We start from the raw sequence: 23,454 nt of genomic DNA on the forward strand, positions 1-23,454 counted from the left end.
AATGAAAATTTTATTACCTTTCTTAGCCCTTTACCGCCGCCATTGGTTTTTAATTACATTAGGCATTATCTTGGCGATTGTGACCTTACTGGCAAGTATTGGCTTACTTACCCTTTCTGGTTGGTTTTTAGCCGGAACCGCCATTGCTGGTTTTCCGGGTCTTTACTATTTTAATTACATGTTACCCGCTGCGGGTGTCCGTGGTGCCGCTATTTTTCGTACCGCTGGCCGCTATGGAGAACGCCTAGTTAGCCACGATGCTACTTTTAAAGTACTTGCTCATTTACGGGTTTTTGCTTTTAGTAAAGTATTGCCCCTTTCGCCGGGTGGTATCAGTCGTTTTCGTCAAGGGGAGTTACTCAATCGTCTGGTCGCTGACGTAGAGACCCTAGATCACCTCTATTTACGTGTTTTATCGCCGATCATTACTGCATTTTTTGTTACCTTTGTCCTTATTTTTGGTTTAAGTTATCTCGACCCTCGTCTTGCTTGGACACTGGGTGGCATCATGCTGTTCTTGCTATTTACAATGCCATTTATATTTTATCGTGCAGGAAAACCCATTGGCCGTGAGCTAACCGAATTACGTGGAAGTTATCGCACTATTTTAACCTCCGCACTGCAAGGGCAAGCTGAGTTAACATTATTTGGCGCCACTGAACGTTTTCGCCAAAACTTGCTTAATATCGAAAATACGTGGCAAGTGCGTCAACAACAGCAAGCGGCACTCACTGGGTTATCTCAAGCCATTATTTTATTTGCCTCTGGTGTTACAGCAACACTACTTCTTTGGATGGCTGCCGACCATGTAGGGGGCGATACAAAACCGGGAGCACTGATTGCTTTATTTGTATTCTGTGCGCTAGCGGCTTTCGAAGCATTAGGCCCTGTTGCTGTTGCCTTCCAACATATGGGTCAAGTGATTGCATCTGCCACTCGCGTTTCCCAATTAATGACCGCAAAACCAGAGGTAACTTTCCCAAGTGAAAGCCCTTCAATCGCAACATTGGAAAATCTGACTGTCGATAATATTTCATTTACCTATCCAGAACAGCCATTTGCCGTTCTTCAAAATGTGTCTTTAACATTAAATAAAGGCCAACACCTTGCTTTATTAGGTAAAACAGGTTGTGGTAAATCCACTCTTCTGCAGTTATTAACCCGTGCTTGGGATGTTGATAGCGGAACCATCTACTTAAATAGCACGCCTATTAACGAATTTAGCGAAAAATCGTTACGTAATATGATGTCTGTAGTACCACAACGGGTTCATGTCTTTAGTGATACATTGCGCAATAATCTGTTGCTCGCCAATGAACAAGCGACGGATACCGAATTAAGCGAAGTATTGCAGCAAGTTGGTCTAGGTAATTTATTAGAAAACGAATTAAAGCTTAATGCGTGGATGGGTGAAGGCGGCCGACAACTTTCTGGAGGGGAACAACGCCGCTTAGGTATTGCCCGTGCTTTATTACATAACACACCATTAATTCTAATGGATGAACCAACGGAAGGGCTTGATGCACAAACTGAACAGCAAATTTTAGCACTGTTAAAAGAAAAATGTGCCGATAAGACGTTAATTGTCATTACTCACCGTATGCAGGGCTTAGAGGAAATGGATAACATCTGTGTGATGGATAATGGTAAAATCATCGAACAAGGTACCCATCAAGCGCTGTTAGGTATGCAAGGCCAGTATTATCAGTTCCGCCAGCGCCACTGGGCACAGCAACCGCTCTGAGGCGTATATGTACCAATTAGATGATGACTCCTATTTATTCCCTCCCGTGTCTGAAGCCATGCGGGAGCCCAATGGCTTATTAGCGATTGGCGGAGATCTTTCATCAAAAAGGCTGCAAGCTGCCTATTATGATGGTATCTTTCCTTGGTTTAATCCTGGAGAGATGCCTTTATGGTGGTCTCCGGACCCTAGAGCAGTACTCATGGTTGGTGAACTCCATATTAGCCGGTCAATGAAAAAAGTTTTAAAAAAGCAGACTTATCGCATTACTGTTAACCATGCATTCAAGCAAGTTATTGCAGCTTGTTCTGTACGCCAAGAAGGCACATGGATTTTACCCGAAGTTCAAGCTGGGTATTTAGCGCTACACCAAGCAGGTATGGCGCATTCCATTGAAGCTTGGTATGGCGATAAACTCGTTGGAGGCCTGTATGGCGTGAACATGGGGCACCTATTTTGTGGGGAATCTATGTTCAGTAGAATGAATGATGCATCCAAATTTGCTTTTATTACATTCTATTTTCATTTTTTGCGCTATAATGGGCAACTTTTTGATTGTCAGGTACTTAACCACCATACCGCCTCAATGGGCGCAAAAGAGATATCCCGTAGGGATTTTTTACATATTCTTTATCGGTGGCGTGACAAAGCGATTGACCCCGCCTGCTGGATACCGCAATCGATTGAAATACCGCCAATTTTCGATTAATGAATTTTGGTTTTACATTAATTTTATTCCTTCACTTAAAAATAAAGATCGCGTTAAAATGCGACACTTCTTTACTTAGTGCGGGTTTTTGGGCATTATCTTGCCCGTTAAAAATCACGGTTATTAAACTTAGAGGATTAGATGGCCAAAGAAGACAATATTGAAATGCAGGGCACAGTTTTAGATACCCTGCCAAACACAATGTTCCGTGTTGAACTGGAAAACGGTCACGTGGTGACTGCTCATATTTCTGGAAAAATGCGTAAAAACTATATCCGCATCCTGACAGGCGACAAGGTAACTGTAGAGTTAACACCTTATGACCTGAGCAAAGGCCGAATCATTTTCCGTAGCCGTTGATATTCTCTTCAGGCAAGGCCTGACAACCACAGGTGCATTGATACACCTGTGGTCTATTCGTCAGAATACCGCATCCTCCGGAGAGGCCTTGTGCACGCTACTGAAGCTGTATGTCAGTGTGTTACTTTTTTCATCAAGCCCGATACTTACAGAGCCACCATTGGTTAGTGAACCAAATAACAACTCGTTTGCTAATGGTTTTTTCAGGTTATCCTGAATGGTGCGAGCCATAGGTCGGGCACCCATCGCTTTATCATAACCTTTTTCACACAACCAGCGGCGAGCCGCGGCGCTAACTTCAATTGATACACCCTTTTCATCAAGCTGAACTTGTAATTCCACAATAAACTTATCAACGACTTGCGTAATAATTTCTGGAGTTAATGAGTTAAACCAAATGATACCATCAAGGCGGTTGCGAAATTCTGGTGAGAACGCCTTTTTGATTTCAGACATCGCATCAGTGCTATTATCTTGCTCAGCAAAACCAATAGAACGGCGCTGAGTTTCTTGCACCCCAGCGTTGGTTGTCATTACCACAACAACATTACGGAAATCCGCCTTACGACCGTTATTGTCTGTTAACGTTCCGTGGTCCATTACCTGTAAAAGAATATTAAACACATCTGGATGCGCTTTTTCGATTTCATCTAACAGCACCACTGAATGCGGATGTTTGATAACCGCATCGGTCAGTAAACCACCTTGGTCAAAGCCGACATAGCCAGGAGGCGCACCAATTAAGCGGCTAACCGTGTGGCGCTCCATATATTCAGACATATCAAATCGCAGCAATTTGATATCCAACGCTTTCGCTAACTGGACGGTCACTTCGGTTTTACCCACCCCTGTTGGACCAGCAAATAAGAAAGAACCCACAGGTTTATTTTCTAACCCTAAACCTGCCCGATTCATTTTGATTGCCTCAGACAATGAATCTATCGCTTTGTCTTGTCCAAACACTAACATTTTCAAACGAGAGTCGAGTGTCTTGAGTTTGTCTTTATCACTTGAAGAAACCGTTTTTTCAGGAATGCGGGCGATACGCGCCACAACAGTTTCAATTTCGGGTACACCAATGGTTTTTTTACGCTTACTTGGTGCAACCAATCGCGTTCGCGCACCAGCTTCATCGATCACATCAATGGCTTTATCAGGCAAATGCCTGTCGGTAATATATTTAATGGATAAATCCACCGCCGCTTGGATCGCTTTTGCGGTATAACGAACATCATGATGAGCTTCATACTTAGGCTTCAACCCATTGATGATACGAATTGTTTCTTCGGGAGTTGGTTCTACAATATCAATTTTCTGGAAACGACGAGCCAACGCTCTATCTTTCTCAAAAATACTGCCAAATTCTTGGTATGTTGTTGAACCAATAACACGAATTCGACCACTTGATAGCAACGGTTTAATTAAGTTCGCTGCGTCAACTTGCCCACCAGACGCGGCTCCTGCACCGATGATAGTGTGAATTTCATCAATAAATAAAATGCTCTTCGGATCTTTTTCCAGCATTTTTAATAATGCTTTGAAACGTTTCTCAAAGTCACCACGGTATTTGGTTCCAGCCAATAATGAACCAATATCTAATGAAAAAATTGTGCAGCCTTTCATTACGTCAGGTACATCATCTTGCTCAATACGCCATGCTAGCCCTTCAGCAATCGCGGTTTTACCGACACCTGACTCACCGACTAATAGTGGATTATTTTTACGACGGCGGCACAATACTTGAATCGTACGCTCTAATTCAGCCTGACGTCCAACCAGAGGGTCGATATTCCCTTTCTTGGCCTGCTGGTTCAAGTTGGTCGTAAAGTTGTCCATATGGTCTTCTGGGACCGGCTGCTCTTCGTTTTGCACACTATTAGAGGAGATATCTTGTTCTGATGACGACTCTTCGCCTTTTATCGTGCCATGAGAAATATAATTAACTACATCTAAACGGCTTACATCATGCTTGCGTAATAAGTACGCAGCTTGGGACTCTTGCTCACTAAAAATCGCGACCAATACGTTTGCACCGCTGACTTCGTTGCGCCCAGATGATTGCACATGAAAAACAGCGCGCTGTAATACACGCTGAAAACTCAGCGTAGGCTGGGTGTCTCTGCTATCATTTTCGGGTAACAAAGGTGTAGTTTGCGCGATGAAGTGTTCAAGTTCTTGACGTAATGCAACAAGATCAACCTTACAAGCATCTAAAGCTTCGCGAGCAGAGATATTACTCAGTAACGCTAGCAATAGGTGCTCTACAGTCATAAACTCATGGCGACTGTCTTTCGCTTTCGTAAAAGCTACGTTTAAACTAAGCTCCAGTTCTTGATTGAGCATAAGCACCTCCCAAAATTGATATTAAGCCAAATTAGACTTTCTCTATAGTGCAAAGCAAAGGGTACTCATGTTCACGAGCAAAAGTATTGACTTGCGCCGCTTTAGTTTCAGCAACCTCTGCAGTAAAAATTCCACAAACTCCCTTTCCTTGAATATGGACATCTAACATTATCTGTGTAGCGCGTTCTTCATCAAAAGAAAAGTATTTTTGTAACACTTCGACAACAAAATCCATCGGGGTGTAATCGTCATTATTTAATAGCACCTTATACATCGATGGTGGCTGTAAGGTTTGTTCTATTTCATCTTTAAAAATGACGTCAGTTTTAAATGTGCCCAGAAAATCACTCATTGCTTTCTTGCTCAGTGTTTAACTTCAATTTAAGCATAGTCTTTATTATCAACGATTTCTATCAATCATATTGATAACATCATAAAACTATACCATTTAGTTACTATGCTGTTTTTTGTCTATATTGCATCAAGCGACAGTGTATCATGGGAATCACCTTTGCTTCCATGGTTAGCAATCTGTGAGCCATATCAAATATTATAGAAAATGAGCGCTATTGATTAGCGAATTCTTAACACTTTCCAGCAATTCCTGAACCGTACCTCTTGACCTTAGAAGGTAATTTATTACAGTATATTTTACGAACAAATAACATCGTATTTATATTTATTTTGTATGTGTTTTTTATACATCGTTCTAAATGCAAATACTGGTAAATTTGAAGGATAAAATATGGAGACGGGTATCGTTAAGTGGTTCAATAACGCAAAAGGCTTTGGTTTTATTTGCCCGGCTGATGGCGGAGAAGATATTTTTGCTCATTATTCCTGTATCCAAATGGACGGTTACAGGACACTAAAAGCAGGCCAGAAAGTTCAATTTAGTGTGACTATTGGCCCAAAAGGTAATCATGCAGACCTCATTGTTCCTATTGAAAATGAGGATGTTCCAGACAACACAACAGAATCGAATTTATAGCTCACTAATAGAGCACAGTTAATTATTTTAATAACACTGACAACGCTAATAATTAACTGTGACTATTTATAAATTAATCATTTTTTGCTGCATTATTACCTGCTGTTTGCAGGTGTGACATATCACCATACAATGATGTCAATAAATCATATTGTTCAACATCATAAAACGCACATTGTTTTCCTGTGAATGCTTTAGCCACTTCTATCATAAATTTTACAGTAGCCGCAATATCAACCTCATGGCTAGCCCCTGTAGAGCAACCTGGTACTACCGTTTCTGAGCAAATAGCGACACCAACCACTGGTGCAGATGTTGATACCGCAGGTTGTAATATACTGTTGATATGATGTAGACCATTACCATATGGCGTAATGTCTTGAATTGATAATGGAAATGTCACCGCTTTTTGGCCACTACTCCACTCCATCAAACGAATTAAATCCTCTGATACAGGTAAAATATAACCATTTTTTACTGTTGGAGACAGTGCATACCCTTTATGATTGAGTAAACGATTTCCCTTCGTGGTATCTACGGACAAAATAGCATCCGCTTCAGGGATCGCCTCATGTTGATTCATCGTGGCATCTTCAAGGGGCGAGTCCATAAAATCAACAGGTGTATGCGGACGTGTTGGTGCATTTGGGCAAATATGGGTCGTGATCACGACATCACCGAGTAACTGGTCACCCTTTTCATGCATTTGTGCCAGTTTAAGCGCTGCTGCAAGTGCGGCAATCGCACCATCTGCATCAGACACAACACCTATTCGAGAAGGCCTAGCACCAATTCCACCTAAACGCCCGATGATTCCCAGTGTTAGCGCGTCTTTATGCTGTGATTTACCTTGTGTTCCTGGAATAAGAATGCGAACAAAGTCACTTTGTCCTTTGTGATCCTTAACCGTTTTAGACATGACTTCAATGTGTGGGAAATCTTGGAACAATGCAACAATGTCTTCACCTTTAACACTAGCGCAATCGATTAGATCATATACGCAAAGAGTTTGTTTTAGACTCATTGTACTTCCTTTAATTTTAATTATTTTTTATGAGAGTAAAGAGCTACTTTGAGATTAACTCGCATAGAATAGCGAGTTAATCTCATTTCACTCTAGATGGAATCTCACGTAATAGAGGTTCCATTTTTCCTGATGAAGGCGTATTCACGCACTTAAAATGCTAACAATATTAAATATTTATAATTTACTATTTACTTCAACTACTTACTTCAACTACTTACTACTTTTTGCTTTTATAACATGAAATAATCTCATGACTTATTCATGCTTTTTTGCAACCAATACGGGTCACCCACCATACACCCAAGATAAGCGGCTTTATGACAAAGGCTCTTAGATAACTGCACCATAACCTCATCATTCATTTGTGCAGCAGGCAAACTTAAACACAAGGCATATAACGTATTTTGTGCAGGGTCGAACACCGTGCTGGATATGGAAGCGACTCCAGCAACGGATTCATCCATCGAAAATTCCCAGCCACGATCTGCCACTAAGTCCAAACGCTCAACTAATTTACCCCGTTCTTCTTTTGGTTCACGGTCGATAATTTTTGACCGCTCATTTAGCGGTAACCTTGCTAATAGTGCACGCCCCGTTGACGTTCCCAGTATGGGTAAGCGGGTACCCGGTTGAGTGATCACTTGCAGCATGCTATTACCAAAACGAGCATGAACAACACGAACCATATCATCATCAAGTGCTGACACATAACTGGTAAACCCACTATCTTTCGCAAGTTCATCAAGTGCTTCAAGCATCATATCGATTAGCGGGTTCATCCCCCTTGCCCGATGAGCTAATTCCATAATCAGCAAGCCAGGTCGATATATCGGTGCATTGTTTTTCTTTTCCAGCAATCCGAGTTCAGCCATTTGCTTTAAAAGACGGGAGGCCGAGCTTTTTGGCATACCTAATTCATTAACCAACGTTGTCACCGTCAGTTCATTGCCTGAACGTAAGAACAGTTGGTAAACATCAACCACGCTAGATAAAATACTCATGACCCTAAACCTTGGGTTAATACACTGTAGCTTTGTGGCTTTCTGTCTCTCAGATAAGGCACTTTTAAACGTGTATGGGCTTGGTTTAAAAAATCAACCTCACCGATTAATAGCTCTTCGCCCTCACAGCTCGCTTCACAAAGTACTTGGCCGCGAGGACCTAAAACCTTGCTACCACCAAATAAATGCAGATCTTCTTCATGACCCCAACGGTTCACTGCAAGTAAGTGAGTTCCATTTTCTAGTGCTCGACAGGCGCTATTAATATCCCATACATCTCGATCTTGAACACACCAAGCTGAAGGGGCTAATAACAATTCCGCGCCTTGTAATGTTAAAATTCGTGCGACTTCTGGAAACCCCATGTCATAGCAAATCATGATACCGATTTTACCGATCGGCGTTTCAAACACAGGGAAACTATCACCTCGTCCAAACCATTGTTTTTCTATGCCGAAAGCATGAACTTTACGAAAAACACCACTAATACCTTCACACCCCGGGTTCCAAACACCGACAGAGTTATAAATATCGCCTAAATATTCACCGCGCTCAACAAAACCGCTAACAATAGTGATATTTAAACGAGTAGCAAGTTCGCTAAATAGCGTATAAGTTTCACTTCCGATGGAATCGCTTAAATCCCACAACTTAGTGGTCAGTAAGTCACCACGGTAACCCGTTGTCGCCAGCTCAGGGAAACAAATCAGTTTTGCCCTTGAATCTGCGGCTTGTTGGCACAACTGTGCCATGCGTTGTAAATTATTGGTTTTATTGCCAAGTTCTGAATCAAACTGAGCCAGAGCAACTTTAACTTTTGTACCTGACATTGTTTAATCCTTAATCTAAATGAGAGACTTTGCGAAAGTGTACCGTTTCAACACCTCTCGCTTTCGCCTGCCAGCGCATGCCTATCCAATAAGCAACTGCACCAGTAATCAAAGAGTTAAGCGCTGGGATACCGTAGTCTGCATGCAGCGGACCTAACTCTGATGTCCCCCAGCCAACCAGTACTGCGATCACCCACACCACGAGTGTTACTGGGTTATATGCTTCACAGCTCGGTGGTAATATGCCTTGCTCTCGAGTGATATCTAGTTCTTTGCGATCACGTTTTAACAAGTAATAGTCAACAACCATAATCCCTGCGACAGGAGGAATGGCTATTCCTAAGTAAATTAAGAAACCGATAAAGTTATCTAATATCCCTAACATTGAAGCGATTGTGCCAAAGATACCAATCACCCACGTTAAATAACGACGGTCAAAACGCTTATTAAATATGGCATTTAACAGTGTTGAAAAACCTAACGATGATGAATACAAATTGATATCATTCATTTTTATTGTTGAGAAGATAACAATCGATGCACCTAATAGGCCTGTCAGCGCCATCATTAAATCAAATACTTGGCTTGTACGTAATGACAGCGCCATTAGTACCGCTATCATATTGACCAGTAACTCACCAAAAAATGTGCCGATAAGCGTCATCCAAAACACATCTTTAGGCCCTTTCATGAAACGGCTGATATCGGGTGTTGTCACTGCTGCAATAATAAAACCACCAGCAACCATTGTGATGGCAGCAGGCATAGTCATTAATGGCCCGGCGGGTTCAGTGTCATTGATAAGCGTACCAATGTCTTGACCTGATAATAAATTATATGTCGCCCAACCTAACGCGAATAAAAATAGCGGCGTTGAGATATTGGCAGTAATAGATAAAAATCGATACCCATATACTGTTATAACCGTCACCGCAATACCTGTAATAAGTGACCAAGTCCCTGGTGTTAGCACATTAGTCGCTTTATACATTCCATCCGCAAAGAAACCATTTTGGACGCCAAACCAACCCATTAAGGAGATAGCAATCGCACCACCAATGAGGGCTGAGCCTAACTTACCAAAACCCGCCCACCGAGACAGTAGGCTGATCGACATTCCTTCGCGGCACGCAGCCGCTCCAAGCCCCCAGCTGACAACCTGTAAAATTACAGATCCAAGCATCGTTGCCCAAAACGCCTGCCAAAAAGTTAACCCATACCCAAGAGCCGCACCTAACATAACTTGTGAAACACAAGCTAGTGCGCCAATTCGTAGAATTAACACTTCATAGAACGGCCTACGAGCACTTTGGGGTACCCGAGCCAAAGAATAATCTTCACCTGCTTTATTCGCCATATCGCACCTGCTGTGTGGTTGTCTTTGCTTAGTTTTTTACTGGCTTTATTATAAGTTCCATTATATGGAACTAGGTTTCATTTATTCTACAAGGCAAATCATATCCATGATCGATACCAATTCGCAAGTAGAATTTATCTTTTCAGACAGTTTTTTATTATGAAATATTTTAAGAAACGAGGGAATATACAGACTGAAAAAAATATTATCGGGAAATGAAGGAGTTAAAAATAACGCATTTAATTAGCAGAATTTAATTGAGGAACTTGGTTCCGAAAAATGAGACCACCCCTAAATCAAATTATTTACAAGCAGATGATTCACATATTGATAATTGACCTTAAAACTGAGTTACACAGAAAGTAGAGCGAAGGAATTTAGCTTATCCTTCGCCACTCAAAAATCTCACTAAGAAAAATTATTATGGGTGGCTGATCTAAAAACTATCCATGGTTAACTTAAAGTGAGTATCCATCTTTAACCCAGTTGCCACAAAGTCTTGTTTTTCAATTGACTCTAAAATATCAAAATGAATATCAATGATCTTTTTATGTTCATCATGGTTGTTTTGGTTTAATAAACCAGCTGAAATAGAACCACCTAATGCGCCTCTTAATGCTTTTAGCATCAATGCATATAACGGATTTTGTGACATTTCAGCTAATGTTAAGTGGAAATCAATATCACTCTCAATGAACAAATCCCAATCATTAGAACTCAACAAGGATTTCCTCATTTTATCTGCAATTTTTCTTAACTTGATATAATCATTTTTATTTCCATGCATTGCAGCCAACACTGCAGAATCAACTTCAATCGCACGTCGAAGGCCTAAGATTTGCTTATAATTAACCTGCTGAGTCACAATGGCATGATTAAAAATAGTTTCTAACGGGTTTGAGTTAATTTTTTGTATTTTAGGTTTTTTGCCACTACTAATATCTAAAATACCTAATATAGAAAGGCTTTGAAAAGCCTCTCTAACCACCCCCCTGCTCACCCCTAAACGTTCAATAATCTCTTTTTCACTCGGTATTTCATCACCTGGATTTAGATTTGATTGAGATATTAAAGATAGAACATAGCTTCTAACTTGCTCTGAAAGTGTTTGTTTTTCAATTAAAGGATGCAATCTAACCCCCAAAATTAGGAATATCCATTTGATTTAAAATCAAAAAATAATCTTCCTGTGATTAAAACAATAATAAAACTAGAGTCGTATCACAAAACCTATATTAACCCTCTTTTAATATTAAGGCCATACTGTTAGCCTGTACGACAGGTTGACAGCCAAACAGTAAGATTAAAACCTTAGATACATAGGAATATGAAATGAATAAAGATAATGATTTGTTTGACAAGATTAAAAAGGAATTACCCGTAGCTCTTCTAGGGGATATTTTAGATGAAATAGGATTACACCATCAGTTCTTGCCTCCTATACTCAAACCTTTATCTGAGGATATGAAGATTGTAGGTCGAGCAATGCCTGTACTAGAAGCTGATTACATGTTACCGCCTGACGTTACATCTAATGGGCCATTAGGAAATAAAGATTTCGGTATTATGTTTGAAGCACTAGATGGCTTAAAGGAAGGTGAAGTTTATATCGCTTCCGGTTCTTCGCATAATTACGCCCTGTGGGGTGGATTAATGTCGACAAGAGCTAAAAAACTTAACGCTGCGGGCGCTATTATTTATGGCTATTCAAGAGATAAGAGAGAAATACTAGAACTTGATTTCCCTGTATTTTCATTAGGTAGTTATGCTCAAGATCAAAAAATAAGAGGTAAAGTATTAGATTATCGAGTTCCAATCAAAATCAATAATATTTTAATTGAACCAGGTGATTTAATTGTTGCCGATGAAGAAGGCGTATTAATTATTCCTAAAAATGTAGAGTCTTACGTTATTGCAAATGCATTTGAAAAACAAAAAATGGAGAATAAAGTACAAAAAGAAATAGCAAATGGAATGGGTGCTGTAGAAGCATATAATAAATTTGGCGTCATGTGATAAACATAAAAATAGATATGTCTTATTAAATTTAATAATAAACATATCATTATATCAAAGGTGATTTATGTTTAGAAAAATAAGATGGAATTTAGTTTTATTTATTTCTCTTGGAGGAATGATAAACTATATGGATCGCTCTGCATTTGCTATTGCAGCTCCTGTTTTTTCTAAAGATTTAAACTTAACACCAAGTGAAATGGGTGTACTTTTCAGTAGTTTTTCTATTGGATATGCTTTATTTAATTTCATTGGCGGATACGCATCAGATAAATATGGTCCCAAAAAGGTTTTTGCCGTAAGTATGGCTCTTTGGTCTATCTTTTGCGGCATGATTGGGGTAACTGTTGGTTTTATCTCTATGCTTATTATCCGAACTTTATTTGGTGCAGCTGAAGGCCCCTTTGCAGCAACACTCAATAAAATGGTTAATAACTGGTTCCCTAAAAAAGAAGTTGCTACTGCTATAGGTATAGCAACTGCTGGTAATCCAATAGGTGGAGCTATTGCTGGCCCTATAATGGGAATATTAATAATTACAACTGGTTGGCGTGTTGCTTTTTTTATACTTGCTGCAATAGGCTTTATATGGCTAATTGGGTGGTTAAAAATTGCCAAAGATAAACCGGAACAACATAAAAAAATATCAAAAGAAGAATTAGAATATATTTTATCTGACGATAATAATGTAGAATCAAAAACCACAAATACTATATCTAAACCATTATCTTTTTATATAAAGAGTCCGACTATATTAGCAACAACTCTTGCATTCTTCAGTTTGAATTATATTTTATTTTTCTTTTTATCATGGTTTCCAAGTTACTTATCTAATGTTCAAAATCTCAGTATAAAAGATATGAGTATAGTAAGTATTATACCTTGGCTATTAGGTGCTATTGGAATGGCTCTAGGGGGAATACTTTGTGACTTTGTTTTAAAGAAAACAAATAAACCATTATTCTCCAGAAAAATCGTGTTGGTTAGTTGTCTAGGAATATCGGCAATCCTTGTCTTTCTTGTCGGTAATGTTACTCGTGTTGAAAGTGCCGTAGCACTCATGGCATTCGGAATATTTTTCTTATATTTATCTGCTACAACCTATTGGGCAATCCTACAAGATACCGTTGCAAAAAATAATATTGGTGCAGTTGGTGGATTTGTACACGCAATGGCAAATGTTGCCGGAATTTTAGGCCCTATTATTACAGGCTATATCATTGAATGGTCTGGAATGTATAGCATCGCATTTTTTGTGGCAGGTGGAATCGGTATTGTTGGCGCAATCAGTGTCGCATTATATGTAAAACCACTAAATCTCACTAACTAAGAAATTTTCAAATTAAAAGGTTAATAATTATAAAACTAGGATTTGGTTTATATCGACATATGCTTAATGATGAACATTATGCTTTCGCAAAACAATGTGGAGCAACTCATATCGTTGTTCATATGGTCGACTACTTTACGATTTTCACGTAGCGACCAGCCAATTGGCGATAATGATGGCTGGGGAACGGCTGTTGGTGATGTCTGGACAGTAGATGAACTAATAAAAATCCGTGACCGGATGCAAGAGTTTGGCTTAACATTTTATGCAATTGAAAATTTCGACCCTTGCCACTGGGATGATATTTTGTTTGACGGCCCTAAAAAATTAGAACAGCTTGAAGTCGTCAAAAACATTATTAGAAATGTAGGGAAAGCAGGTATTCCTGTCTTTGGATATAATTTCAGTCTGGCAGGAGTCGCAGGGCGAGTTATCGAAAACAAAGCACGAGGAGGTGCTCAAACTGTTGGTTTATCTGGCATCAATGAAGACATTCTAGAGCCAATGCCGGATAATATGGCATGGAATATGAAAATCAATAACCATAGTGCTGGTTATCGTCCTGAAACAACAACAGAGCAACTCTGGGAAAGGTTAACCTGGTTCTTAAACCATATTATCCCTGTCGCTGAAGAAGCAGGCGTTCGCCTAGCTGCTCATCCAGACGATCCTCCACTAGAGTTTGTCAGAGGCCAGCCAAGGCTCGTCAATCAACCTCACTTATATCAAAAATTACTAGATATAAAACCAAGTAAATCAAATGCACTAGAGTTTTGTCTTGGAACCATTGCCGAAATGTCTGAGGGCAACGTTTACGAAGCAGTACAACAATATGCAAGTCAAGATACGATGGCATACGTCCATTTTAGGAACGTTAAAGGTAAAGTGCCACACTATCATGAAACCTTCATTGATGAGGGCGATATTGATATGTTGAAGGTATTAACAATATTAAAAGAAAATAATTATACAGGTGTATTAATCCCTGACCATACGCCACAAATGTCATGTGATGCGCCATGGCACGCAGGTATGGCTTATGCGATGGGATATATGCAAGCATTACTTAAAGTACTGAAATAATATATAAACAATGCTCCATGCACTATTTTGATAAATGTGCATGGAGAGCTTTATACGAACAATTTATTCCCTCGCCAACGCATCAATTGGGTTCAAGCGAGCTGCATTTCGAGCAGGTAAAAAGCCAAAAATAATGCCAATGGCTGTTGAACAAACAAAGGCACTGACTAATGCCACCGGGTCAAAAGAAAAAGTCCAGCCTGGTAGTGCCATTTGAGCCAATAAACTAATCCCATACGATAGGCCAATCCCCATCAACCCGCCCATTAAACAGACTAGTACGGCTTCGATAAGAAATTGCTGCATCACATCGCTAGTCCTAGCCCCTACCGCCATGCGAATACCAATTTCTCGCGTCCTTTCGGTAACAGAAACCAGCATAATATTCATCACACCAATACCACCAACCACCAGCGAAATAACCGCGACTAATGTTAGAAACAGTTGCATAGTCTGGGTGGTTTTTTCCGCTGTTTTTACAAAAGTGTCAAGGTTATAGGTGAAAATATCCTTTTTACCATGGCGCAACGTGAGTAAGCGGGTCAGTTGCTGTTCTACCGTTTTCGCATCGTAACCGTCTTTCACCCTAACAACAAAGCTCTCATAGTATGGACGGTTCAGAATTTTACTATTCACCGTAGTATCCGGTAACCAAACCGATAGCGACTTACTCGAACCAAAAGTCGATTTTTTCTCTTCAAGCACACCGATAACCGTTACAGGCATATTACCAATGAGCAAAGTTTCGCCAATAACATTTTCTTGTTTAGGGAAAAAGCGGCGCTTAGTATTGGCATCAATAACCACCACTTGTGCGCGCTTATCCACCATATCTTGCGTGAAACTCATACCTTCTGAAAATTTAGAGGCATAAACATTAAAATAATCCCGACCAACACCGGTGAGCTGTGCCGAAGCGTCAACATTCCCTTTTCTTAAGCGTGTTGAGTGGTTGAGCTCGCCAGAAATCGCGTACACATAAGGCTGTTTTGCTAATGCATCAATATCTGAGGCTCTTAAGGACTGACGATTTTTTGCATCATCGTACCCAAAGTCTTCCCCTGGATAAATTGAAATGGTATTCGTCCCGATTGATTTTATATCATTAAGGACCATGCCTTGAGCAGCATCACCGATCACCATTATTGATACCACCGACGCAATGCCAATGATAATCCCAAGCATAGTCAGCAATGTACGCATCTTATTAACGACCATGGCACGCCAAGCCATTAATAAGGCCTCACTAAACCGCCCATACGCCTGAGCTAAAGAGAATTTTCGTGGGGGAGCTTTTGGTAATGAATTTGTTCGTTTCGTGGCTTTGCTACCCGAGTCATTCAAAATCTCGCCATCTTTAATTTCGATAATACGTTCCGCTTGTTGAGCAATTTCAGGGTCATGCGTGACAATAATTACGGTATGCCCTTGGGCACAGAGGTCTTTTAAAATATTCATGACCTCTTCCCCCGAATGGCTATCCAGTGCTCCTGTTGGCTCATCCGCGAGAATTATCTGCCCACCATTCATAAGAGCGCGAGCAATACTCACGCGCTGTTGTTGCCCACCAGACAACTGACTTGGGCGATAATCAACTCGCTCCCCTAACCCTAGACGCTGTAATAGCTGGGCTGCTCGCTCACGACGTTGGTTTTTACCCGCCCCTGCATACACCGCAGGCACCTCAACATTTTGTTCCGCACTTAAATGACTCAGTAAATGGTAACGTTGAAAAATAAAGCCAAAATGCTCTCGGCGCAGTTCTGCCAATTGGTCGTTATCTAACGTTGCAACGCTTTGACCATCAATGCAATAATTCCCTTCAGTTGGTTTATCTAAGCACCCAATAATATTCATGAGCGTGGATTTACCTGAACCAGAAGCACCAATAATCGCCACCATCTCACCTGCATTAATTTGCAGTGAGACATTTTTTAAGACTGTAACTTGGTTTTCGCCTTCCCCGTAGCGGCGAGTGATCCCTTGAAGATCAATTAACGCAGACATAGTTAGTATTCCGTCTCGCTATGGCCAATGACCACTTTGTCACCTTCATTTAGGCCTTTGGTAATTTCCACATACACATCATTTCGACCACCAATTTCAACATGTTTTTTCTCGACTTTATTGCCTTGAAGGATATCCACTTCATAGGTTTGTGGTGAAATTTCATTGCCTAATGCAGATAGCGGTAGTAACAGAACATTTTTACGTGACTCTAATTCAATAGTGACCTGAGCGGTCATTTGTAATTTCAATAAATGTTGCGGATTGGGTACCTCAAAGCGCGCATAATAGAAAATGGCATCATTGATTTTTTCAGGTGTTGGTAAAATATCTTTTAGTTGCCCTGAGAATTTTTTATCTGGAGCGCCTAAGACGGTAAACGAGGCATCTTGCCCAGGCTCCAAATAAATCACATCTGCTTCAGAAACTTCCGCTTTTACTAGCATCGTGTCTAAATCCGCAAGTGTTAAAATCGTTGGTGCTTCCTGAGCAGCAATAACCGTCTGCCCTTGTAATGTTTTAATAAAGGTGACAATGCCATCCATTGGAGCCGTAATTTGAGTGTATTTCAAATTTGTTTTTGCCGAATCTAAAGTGGCTTGGTTACGCTTAATTTGCGCTTGATAAGTGGCAACTTGCGCTTTTTTCACTTCTACATCCGTTTTGGCTTTATCAAGCTCTTGTTGGGAAACGGCTTGCTGTTTCGCTAGGCTTAAATGACGTTGATAAGTCAGTTGAGCAAGGCGAAGTTCCGCTTGAACTAATGATAGATTCGCTTCAAGTTCACGAGTCATCGCTTCAGACTCAGTCACATCATTTTGGGCTTTTTTCGGGTCAATAACGGCTAATAAATCACCTTTTTTAACATAATCACCCTCTTTAACATACAGAGTTTGTAGTTGCCCACTCACTTGAGCCCCCACATCGACTTTACGTACAGCGTCAAGTTTTCCCGTTGCCAGCACTTGTTTATCTAAATCGCCTCGAGTGACATCTACGGTTTGAAAAACCTCTTCTTCCTCACGATTAAAAAGAAACCCAGCAGTGACTAGGGCAACAATAATGATTGCCAAATAAATCGGCCACTTTTTCTTAGGCTTTGCCTTCATGTTTATTCGCTTCCTATGAACAAAAAGAGGGCATTGCCCTCTAAGATCGCTGACAACTTGTAAAAGGAGGTGACTTTCCAATTTGTTGCCAGCTAAAAACTAATGATCAAATTATATATCACTTAAGTTATCAATTGATTCAACATGAGATAAACCTAAGAGTGGGATTTCTCAATAATCCATCAACAACCCGTAAAATTTATCGATATCACCATTAATTTGCTTTACCCCTTGCCAACCATGCCACACGAGAAAACATACTTTTCAACTGTAGAGGGATACTATCTGGACCTAACTCAGCCGCCCGATTAACAGTTGCTAACGCTAAATCTGGCTTCGATGTACGAGAGATCGCCTTAATAATCACTCGCCTTGTTGAAACTTTCGCATTATCTGGAATATCAGCAATTTCATGATAAAGTTTTCGAAACCCTTCACGATATAGGAAATGTTCCATATCTGGTGCGGGTAGCATCGTTAGCCTATCCCTATCTGAGGAATTAATTTTATTAGCATAATGCGTCGCTGTTGCCGCATATTTACGCCCTGCCTCATCACCATCAGTTAAAACATGCCATTCAATTCCCATTTTATTGGCAAACTTTAGCAGTGGTTTCAAACCACTTTGCGCAAATGCAATAACTTTTATTCCTTCTGTTTCAAAGTAATAGTTACACTGGCGCGAGAATTCATTCATCAGCCAAATTTCAGTTTCCCCTTCAACTAATAACCAACAGCGAGCGAACAAGGCTGACGGACGATTAAAGCGAATATGGAAAGAAATTTTACGTAATTCTTCAGCACTCAAATCATTTTCATTTAAACGATAAGCTGAAACTTTATTCGTATTACGAACCAGACGACATAAATCCTCCAAAGGCGCTAATGAAAGTAGCTCCCCTGAATTCGTCGTGGTGATCCTCTGTAGAGAAAATAAGCTAAATAAGCCCCATGCAATGGAAAGCATAATTGGATGCAAACGCGTTTCAGGGTCTTCAACAATAATCAATGGCCGAGCGTATTTATCTAAATGAATATTGCCCTTTGATTGTAATAAAGAAGAAAACATCCCTAAAATGATTAACCGAATATTACGTTGATTTGGCTTGGCAATTAACCGGTTAATATTATCAAGCGCTTTCCAACCGCGTTTACGCGGTTCTATTTTAACCATTGAATTATCTGAACGAATAATATGGGAGCTTTGCCCAGAGAAGTAATGACTAAGCAACTGTTGCATGGCATCAACCCCATCACAGAGATCTTCATCACTTAAGCGTTCAGGGTTGTTGACCAATGCGCTAGTGAGTTCCTTAATACGAGCATTAAATAAGTCACGTACCTCTTTTTGCCCTGAAACAATCGTTTCTGGATTAAGTGAGTGTAAAAAACGCGCATCACGAAGGCGAATAACAGGATACAACCGAATAATTTCTTTAATATATTTACCGACGTTGTCCAATGAAAGTTTATTACCACCTGCATTTAAAAAGCTTTTATCGACAACTATCGTGTCATCATCTTTAAGTTCCGCACTAACACGATAAAAAATATGTTTAAGGTCATCACCGTTATCTACCCAAACTGAGGCTAAGTTATGAAAACGATAGGATTGATGACGCCCTTTGCGGCGTTCACAAAATTTTAAGACTATCTGCAATGAACGGTAACGTGACTCATCATTCCCTGCGGGATAGTGAAAATCATGAAGACTGAATTGGTAATCTATATGTTCAGGAGAAAGAAGAAGGTCAAGTGCATCAAGTAAGCTCGACTTTCCCCATGAATTCTCGCCAACTAAAACTGTACTGTTATTCAGTTCTAATGAAAGGCGGTTAATCCCTCTAAATCCGTATATTTCCACACGTTCCAGGTACATATCACTCTCCTTGGAATATTTTTAGTTCACCCTAAATATTATTAGTTTTCATTACATATCGGGTGATTCCGTCAATTGGATATACTAAAGAACAATATTTAGAGCTTACCGATTAACCTTCTTTATTACTATAACTATGTATGTAAAATAAAAATTCTTCATAGCAAAATAGCAAACTATGTTGAGCATCTAATTGCAGTGTTATAAAATAGTAAAACTTTTATTTTTAGTGTTTTTGACCTATTTTTTATTAGTTAGCCAATAAAAACATTTTATAACAAAAAGAACTTTTAGCACGGGGCGTTAAATCGGGTTTGTACTTCAATAACCTAAATAAATAAAATTGTATAACCCTTTGTTTATATTTAGCTAGTCGATGGGATAACCTCTAAGGATGCGGCCATGTATTCAGGACTCTTAATTATTCTTCTACCATTAACGCTTGGTTATCTTATTCCTATTAAAAACAAGCAAATTCTCCATCGAGTACACCAATCCTTGAATTCAATGGTGTATGTTATTTTATTTTTAATGGGAATTACTCTTGCACTTCTTGAAAATTTAAGTGTTCACTTATTTTCTATTTTAATTTATGCAGTTACCTTTTTTGGTTGCATATTTTCATTGAATGTAATCTCACTGTTATTGCTGGATAAATTTGATCCTTGGAAAATTCCGCAACATAAACAAGAAAAACCACCTTCACGAATCAAAATGGTTCTCGAATCCTTACAGCTATGCGGTGTGCTACTGCTCGGATTTGTCGTTGGCCTAACTCATTTTGACTTTCTACACTATGCCGACAAAGGCAGCCAACTGGCGTTAATGCTATTGTTATTACTTGTCGGTATCCAGCTACGTAACAGCGGCATGAGCATCAAGCAAATTTTAATCAACCGACGCGGCACAACCATTGCGTTTGTCATGGCAGTCAGTGCATTAGCGGGTGGTGCGTTAGCTGCATTCTTACTAGACCTTCCCGTGAAAATGGGGTTAGCACTGGCTTCTGGCTTTGGCTGGTACTCATTAACAGGGATTGTCCTCACCGATGCTTATGGCCCAGTCATGGGGAGCGCAGCTTTTTTCAATGATTTAGCAAGGGAACTTGCTGCAATCATGCTTATCCCAATTATTATTAACCGTTACCGCTCAACCGCTCTTGGCATTTGTGGTTCAACATCAATGGATTTTACACTGCCTGTTTTACAACGCAGTGGTGGGGTTTCAATTGTCCCTGCTGCTATTGTTCACGGCTTCGTACTGAGTCTTATTACGCCAATTCTCATGGCCTTCTTTACATAGGTAAAATTTCAGTCACAATAGCTGTTAATTTGCGTGAATCAGGAAATTAACATGACAGATAAACAACGTGTTTTAGTGTTGGGCGCTAGTGGCTATATTGGTCAGAATCTGATCCCTAAACTCATTGAGCAAGGATATGACGTAACAGCAGGTGCACGCCGTGTTGATTGGATGTTATCTCAAGGCTGGCAAGATACCCAATGCATTTATGTGGATCTTCACGACCCTGAAACACTAAAAGGTGTCATGGAAGGCATCGATATTGTTTATTTCCTCGTTCATAGCATGGCCGACCAAGCCAATTTAGTCGAGCGTGAGCGTGCAGCCGCTCGCAACGTGCAACAAGCCCTTGAAGGCTCAAGCGTTAAACATGTTATCTATCTCAGCGCATTACAACACGGGCATACCTATTCACCACACCTAATTGCTCGACGTTTAACCGGTGATATTTTACGTGAAAGCCAAATTCCTATTACCGAAATCCGCTCATCAATTATCGTTGGGTCTGGTTCTGCCGCATTCGAAATTATGCGTGATATGGTCTACAACTTAGCGATTTTAACGCCACCACGTTGGGTTCGTTCTAAATCGTCACCTATCGCCTTATCGAATATTTTGTATTATTTAACGCAACTGGCAAAAATACCAACAACTGAGAATCGGATTTTTGATGCAGGTGGCCCTGAGTTTATTAGCTACCAAGAGCTATTTAAGCGCTTTATTAAAGTCAGTGGTAAGCGGCGTTTACTTATTCCTATTCCGATCCCCATCAGTATGATTTCCGTGCATTTCATCAGTTTGATCACCTCCGTACCACCGTCAATCGCTAAGGAGTTAATTCAAGGCTTGCAGCACGACCTCCCCGCGGATGATAAAGCGTTACGAGAACTGATCCCCCAAACCTTAATTTCTTTTGATGATGCCGTTAGAACGACTTTAGCAGAAGAAGCCGATGCCGTTGATAACGCAGATTGGGGTTATGATCCAGAAGTCAGAAAACGCTGGCGTCCCGGCTATGGCTATTACCCAAAACAAGCGGGAGCAACCCTTGGAACAACAGCCAGTTCAGAATCGCTTTGGTATACAGTGCAACAAATCGGCGGAAAAAACGGCTATTTCTATGCCAATGGCCTGTGGAAAACTCGCGCCATCATGGACGATATGATGTTAAATAAAGTGAAGTACGGCCGCCCCGATCGTGAACAGCTCCAACTCGGTGATGAGATTGACGGCTGGCGCGTAATTAATCTTGAACCTAATAAACAACTTAGCTTGTTATTTGGTATGAAAGCCCCAGGACTTGGCCGCTTAACTTTTACTATTCATGATAGCGGGAACCGCCGTTCAATTGATGTTAGAGCATGGTGGCACCCAGCTGGCTTTTGCGGCCTACTCTATTGGTTTGCCATGATGCCCGCACATTTATTTATTTTTAAGGGGATGGCAAAACGCATCAGCGAACTGGCTTATGAGCGAGATAAACAACTCGCTAAAGAACAGCAAGCAGAGCAACTGACCGTTAAATCGGAATAATTTTAGCGTAAAAACCAAATTTTTATGCAGAAATTATTGAATAAATATGCTTATAGGATTAATATCGCGGGTAGTGAAATAAGATATTATTGGTACACATGAGCATTCAATTAAAAAACATCAACTGTTTCTATGGTTCCCATCAGGCACTCTTTGATATCAATCTAGAGTGTTCTGCTGGTGAGACTATGGTATTACTTGGGCCAAGCGGGGCTGGTAAAAGCTCATTGTTACGTGTCCTCAATTTATTAGAAATGCCACGTTCAGGCCACTTGAATATTGTGGGTCAGCAATTTGACTTTTCTTCAGCTCCAGATGCGAAAGCGATTCGTGAGCTGCGTCAAAATGTAGGGATGGTATTTCAACAATATAATCTGTGGCCTCATCTGAGCGTTATGGACAACTTAATTGAAGCACCTTGCCGCGTGTTAAAATTATCAAAGCAAGAAGCGCAAGCAAAAGCGTCCAAGTTATTAGAACGCTTACGGTTGTCGCAATTTGCTGATCGCTACCCCTTACATTTATCGGGTGGTCAGCAACAGCGTGTTGCGATTGCAAGAGCGCTAATGATGGAACCAAAAGTTTTATTATTTGATGAACCAACCGCTGCACTTGACCCAGAAATCACTGCTCAAGTTGTTGATATTATTCGTGAACTATCTGCAACTGGGATTACACAAGTCATCGTCACTCACGAAGTGGAAATTGCTCGCAAAACCGCTAGTCGTGTCGTGTATATGGAAAACGGCCATATAGTAGAACAAGGGGATGCAAGCCATTTCACTGCACCTCAAACAGAAGCATTTGCAAATTATCTGTCACATTAATAGATA

Annotated in this window: 20 protein-coding genes; 10 read left to right on the forward strand and 10 right to left on the reverse strand. The window is 40.4% G+C overall.

All coding sequences use genetic code 11. The features are described from left to right. The first annotated feature begins 1 nt into the window (after position 1). The 3 genes from cydC (at position 2) to infA (ending at position 2,813) form a co-directional block, all read left to right on the forward strand. Complete coding sequence (gene cydC / locus P3L44_RS14530; RefSeq protein ID WP_272661743.1) at positions 2-1,744, forward strand: heme ABC transporter ATP-binding protein/permease CydC; 1,743 nt, start codon at positions 2-4, stop codon at positions 1,742-1,744. 7 nt (positions 1,745-1,751) lie between these two features. After that, positions 1,752-2,453, forward strand: a complete 702-nt coding sequence (aat, locus tag P3L44_RS14535) for a leucyl/phenylalanyl-tRNA--protein transferase (RefSeq protein ID WP_140170807.1) — start codon at positions 1,752-1,754, stop codon at positions 2,451-2,453. Positions 2,454-2,594: 141 nt separating this feature from the next. Continuing rightward, the gene (gene infA / locus P3L44_RS14540) at positions 2,595-2,813 is read left to right on the forward strand and encodes a translation initiation factor IF-1 (RefSeq protein WP_004244560.1); all 219 of its coding nucleotides are present in this window, start codon (positions 2,595-2,597) and stop codon (positions 2,811-2,813) included. Positions 2,814-2,873: 60 nt separating this feature from the next. Here the strand turns inward: infA and clpA are convergent, their stop codons facing one another. Both clpA and clpS read right to left on the reverse strand, forming a co-directional pair. Next, the gene (gene clpA, locus P3L44_RS14545; protein WP_004256354.1) at positions 2,874-5,156 is read right to left on the reverse strand and encodes an ATP-dependent Clp protease ATP-binding subunit ClpA; all 2,283 of its coding nucleotides are present in this window, start codon (positions 5,154-5,156) and stop codon (positions 2,874-2,876) included. 31 nt (positions 5,157-5,187) lie between these two features. Further along, complete coding sequence (gene clpS / locus P3L44_RS14550) at positions 5,188-5,523, reverse strand: ATP-dependent Clp protease adapter ClpS (protein WP_377145624.1); 336 nt, start codon at positions 5,521-5,523, stop codon at positions 5,188-5,190. Positions 5,524-5,901: 378 nt separating this feature from the next. Between clpS and cspD the strand changes: the two genes are divergently transcribed. Beyond that, the gene (gene cspD / locus P3L44_RS14555) at positions 5,902-6,147 is read left to right on the forward strand and encodes a cold shock domain-containing protein CspD (protein WP_004256359.1); all 246 of its coding nucleotides are present in this window, start codon (positions 5,902-5,904) and stop codon (positions 6,145-6,147) included. A 73-nt stretch (positions 6,148-6,220) separates the two neighbouring features. Here the strand turns inward: cspD and P3L44_RS14560 are convergent, their stop codons facing one another. The 5 genes from P3L44_RS14560 to P3L44_RS14580 form a co-directional block, all read right to left on the reverse strand. Next, entirely contained in the window at positions 6,221-7,171 is a 951-nt protein-coding gene (locus P3L44_RS14560) for a DUF1177 domain-containing protein (RefSeq protein WP_272661742.1), read from the reverse strand. 251 nt (positions 7,172-7,422) lie between these two features. Then, entirely contained in the window at positions 7,423-8,175 is a 753-nt protein-coding gene (locus P3L44_RS14565) for an IclR family transcriptional regulator (RefSeq protein WP_004256362.1), read from the reverse strand. After that, on the reverse strand, positions 8,172-9,005 hold the full coding sequence (locus P3L44_RS14570) for a nitrilase-related carbon-nitrogen hydrolase (RefSeq protein ID WP_272661741.1): 834 nt from the start codon (positions 9,003-9,005) through the stop codon (positions 8,172-8,174). The genes P3L44_RS14565 and P3L44_RS14570 overlap by 4 nt, the downstream gene beginning before the upstream one ends. Positions 9,006-9,015: 10 nt before the next feature. Then, a complete protein-coding gene (locus P3L44_RS14575) occupies positions 9,016-10,362 on the reverse strand; it encodes a purine-cytosine permease family protein (RefSeq protein WP_004256368.1) in 1,347 nt (448 codons plus the stop codon). A gap of 436 nt (positions 10,363-10,798) precedes the next feature. Then, entirely contained in the window at positions 10,799-11,494 is a 696-nt protein-coding gene (locus tag P3L44_RS14580; RefSeq protein ID WP_140170811.1) for a FadR/GntR family transcriptional regulator, read from the reverse strand. A gap of 200 nt (positions 11,495-11,694) precedes the next feature. Here P3L44_RS14580 and P3L44_RS14585 point away from each other — a divergent pair, with 200 nt between their 5' ends. The 3 genes from P3L44_RS14585 to P3L44_RS14595 all read left to right on the forward strand — a co-directional run bounded on the left by P3L44_RS14585 (position 11,695) and on the right by P3L44_RS14595 (position 14,791). Continuing rightward, positions 11,695-12,378 carry an RraA family protein gene (locus tag P3L44_RS14585; protein ID WP_272661740.1) on the forward strand — a complete coding sequence of 228 codons (684 nt, stop codon included), beginning with the start codon at positions 11,695-11,697 and terminating at the stop codon, positions 12,376-12,378. A gap of 67 nt (positions 12,379-12,445) precedes the next feature. Continuing rightward, positions 12,446-13,708, forward strand: a complete 1,263-nt coding sequence (locus P3L44_RS14590; protein WP_272661739.1) for an MFS transporter — start codon at positions 12,446-12,448, stop codon at positions 13,706-13,708. A 78-nt stretch (positions 13,709-13,786) separates the two neighbouring features. Next, the gene (locus P3L44_RS14595) at positions 13,787-14,791 is read left to right on the forward strand and encodes a mannonate dehydratase (protein WP_272661738.1); all 1,005 of its coding nucleotides are present in this window, start codon (positions 13,787-13,789) and stop codon (positions 14,789-14,791) included. Positions 14,792-14,854: 63 nt separating this feature from the next. On the opposite strand, the gene macB is transcribed toward P3L44_RS14595, so the two are convergent. The 3 genes from macB to P3L44_RS14610 form a co-directional block, all read right to left on the reverse strand. Continuing rightward, a complete protein-coding gene (gene macB, locus P3L44_RS14600; RefSeq protein WP_140170815.1) occupies positions 14,855-16,798 on the reverse strand; it encodes a macrolide ABC transporter ATP-binding protein/permease MacB in 1,944 nt (647 codons plus the stop codon). 2 nt (positions 16,799-16,800) lie between these two features. After that, complete coding sequence (macA, locus tag P3L44_RS14605; protein ID WP_094960663.1) at positions 16,801-17,907, reverse strand: macrolide transporter subunit MacA; 1,107 nt, start codon at positions 17,905-17,907, stop codon at positions 16,801-16,803. Between the two features lie 214 nt (positions 17,908-18,121). Beyond that, positions 18,122-19,786, reverse strand: coding sequence for a DUF2813 domain-containing protein (locus tag P3L44_RS14610; protein ID WP_094960662.1), 1,665 nt, complete (start codon positions 19,784-19,786; stop codon positions 18,122-18,124). A 402-nt stretch (positions 19,787-20,188) separates the two neighbouring features. Here P3L44_RS14610 and P3L44_RS14615 point away from each other — a divergent pair, with 402 nt between their 5' ends. The 3 genes from P3L44_RS14615 (at position 20,189) to artP (ending at position 23,448) form a co-directional block, all read left to right on the forward strand. After that, the gene (locus tag P3L44_RS14615; RefSeq protein WP_004256402.1) at positions 20,189-21,088 is read left to right on the forward strand and encodes a lysine exporter LysO family protein; all 900 of its coding nucleotides are present in this window, start codon (positions 20,189-20,191) and stop codon (positions 21,086-21,088) included. Between the two features lie 51 nt (positions 21,089-21,139). After that, on the forward strand, positions 21,140-22,621 hold the full coding sequence (locus tag P3L44_RS14620) for a DUF2867 domain-containing protein (RefSeq protein WP_140170818.1): 1,482 nt from the start codon (positions 21,140-21,142) through the stop codon (positions 22,619-22,621). A 98-nt stretch (positions 22,622-22,719) separates the two neighbouring features. After that, positions 22,720-23,448: an arginine ABC transporter ATP-binding protein ArtP gene (gene artP, locus P3L44_RS14625; protein WP_004256404.1), complete on the forward strand. Its 729-nt coding sequence runs from the start codon at positions 22,720-22,722 to the stop codon at positions 23,446-23,448. The last annotated feature ends 6 nt before the right edge of the window (positions 23,449-23,454 follow it).

It is taken from the genome of Providencia sp. PROV175 (genome assembly GCF_032707045.1).
Classification (GTDB): domain Bacteria; phylum Pseudomonadota; class Gammaproteobacteria; order Enterobacterales; family Enterobacteriaceae; genus Providencia; species Providencia hangzhouensis.

Bases quoted from the DNA above. Each gene is read 5' to 3' on its own strand.
- cydC (WP_272661743.1), top strand. From the start codon at position 2: ATGAAAATTTTATTACCTTTCTTAGCCCTTTACCGCCGCCATTGGTTT.
- aat (WP_140170807.1), top strand. From the start codon at position 1,752: ATGTACCAATTAGATGATGACTCCTATTTATTCCCTCCCGTGTCTGAA.
- infA (WP_004244560.1), top strand. From the start codon at position 2,595: ATGGCCAAAGAAGACAATATTGAAATGCAGGGCACAGTTTTAGATACC.
- clpA (WP_004256354.1), bottom strand. From the start codon at position 5,156: ATGCTCAATCAAGAACTGGAGCTTAGTTTAAACGTAGCTTTTACGAAA.
- cspD (WP_004256359.1), top strand. From the start codon at position 5,902: ATGGAGACGGGTATCGTTAAGTGGTTCAATAACGCAAAAGGCTTTGGT.
- P3L44_RS14560 (WP_272661742.1), bottom strand. From the start codon at position 7,171: ATGAGTCTAAAACAAACTCTTTGCGTATATGATCTAATCGATTGCGCT.
- P3L44_RS14565 (WP_004256362.1), bottom strand. From the start codon at position 8,175: ATGAGTATTTTATCTAGCGTGGTTGATGTTTACCAACTGTTCTTACGT.
- P3L44_RS14570 (WP_272661741.1), bottom strand. From the start codon at position 9,005: ATGTCAGGTACAAAAGTTAAAGTTGCTCTGGCTCAGTTTGATTCAGAA.
- P3L44_RS14575 (WP_004256368.1), bottom strand. From the start codon at position 10,362: ATGGCGAATAAAGCAGGTGAAGATTATTCTTTGGCTCGGGTACCCCAA.
- P3L44_RS14585 (WP_272661740.1), top strand. From the start codon at position 11,695: ATGAATAAAGATAATGATTTGTTTGACAAGATTAAAAAGGAATTACCC.
- P3L44_RS14590 (WP_272661739.1), top strand. From the start codon at position 12,446: ATGTTTAGAAAAATAAGATGGAATTTAGTTTTATTTATTTCTCTTGGA.
- P3L44_RS14595 (WP_272661738.1), top strand. From the start codon at position 13,787: ATGCTTTCGCAAAACAATGTGGAGCAACTCATATCGTTGTTCATATGG.
- macB (WP_140170815.1), bottom strand. From the start codon at position 16,798: ATGTCTGCGTTAATTGATCTTCAAGGGATCACTCGCCGCTACGGGGAA.
- macA (WP_094960663.1), bottom strand. From the start codon at position 17,907: ATGAAGGCAAAGCCTAAGAAAAAGTGGCCGATTTATTTGGCAATCATT.
- P3L44_RS14610 (WP_094960662.1), bottom strand. From the start codon at position 19,786: ATGTACCTGGAACGTGTGGAAATATACGGATTTAGAGGGATTAACCGC.
- P3L44_RS14615 (WP_004256402.1), top strand. From the start codon at position 20,189: ATGTATTCAGGACTCTTAATTATTCTTCTACCATTAACGCTTGGTTAT.
- P3L44_RS14620 (WP_140170818.1), top strand. From the start codon at position 21,140: ATGACAGATAAACAACGTGTTTTAGTGTTGGGCGCTAGTGGCTATATT.
- artP (WP_004256404.1), top strand. From the start codon at position 22,720: ATGAGCATTCAATTAAAAAACATCAACTGTTTCTATGGTTCCCATCAG.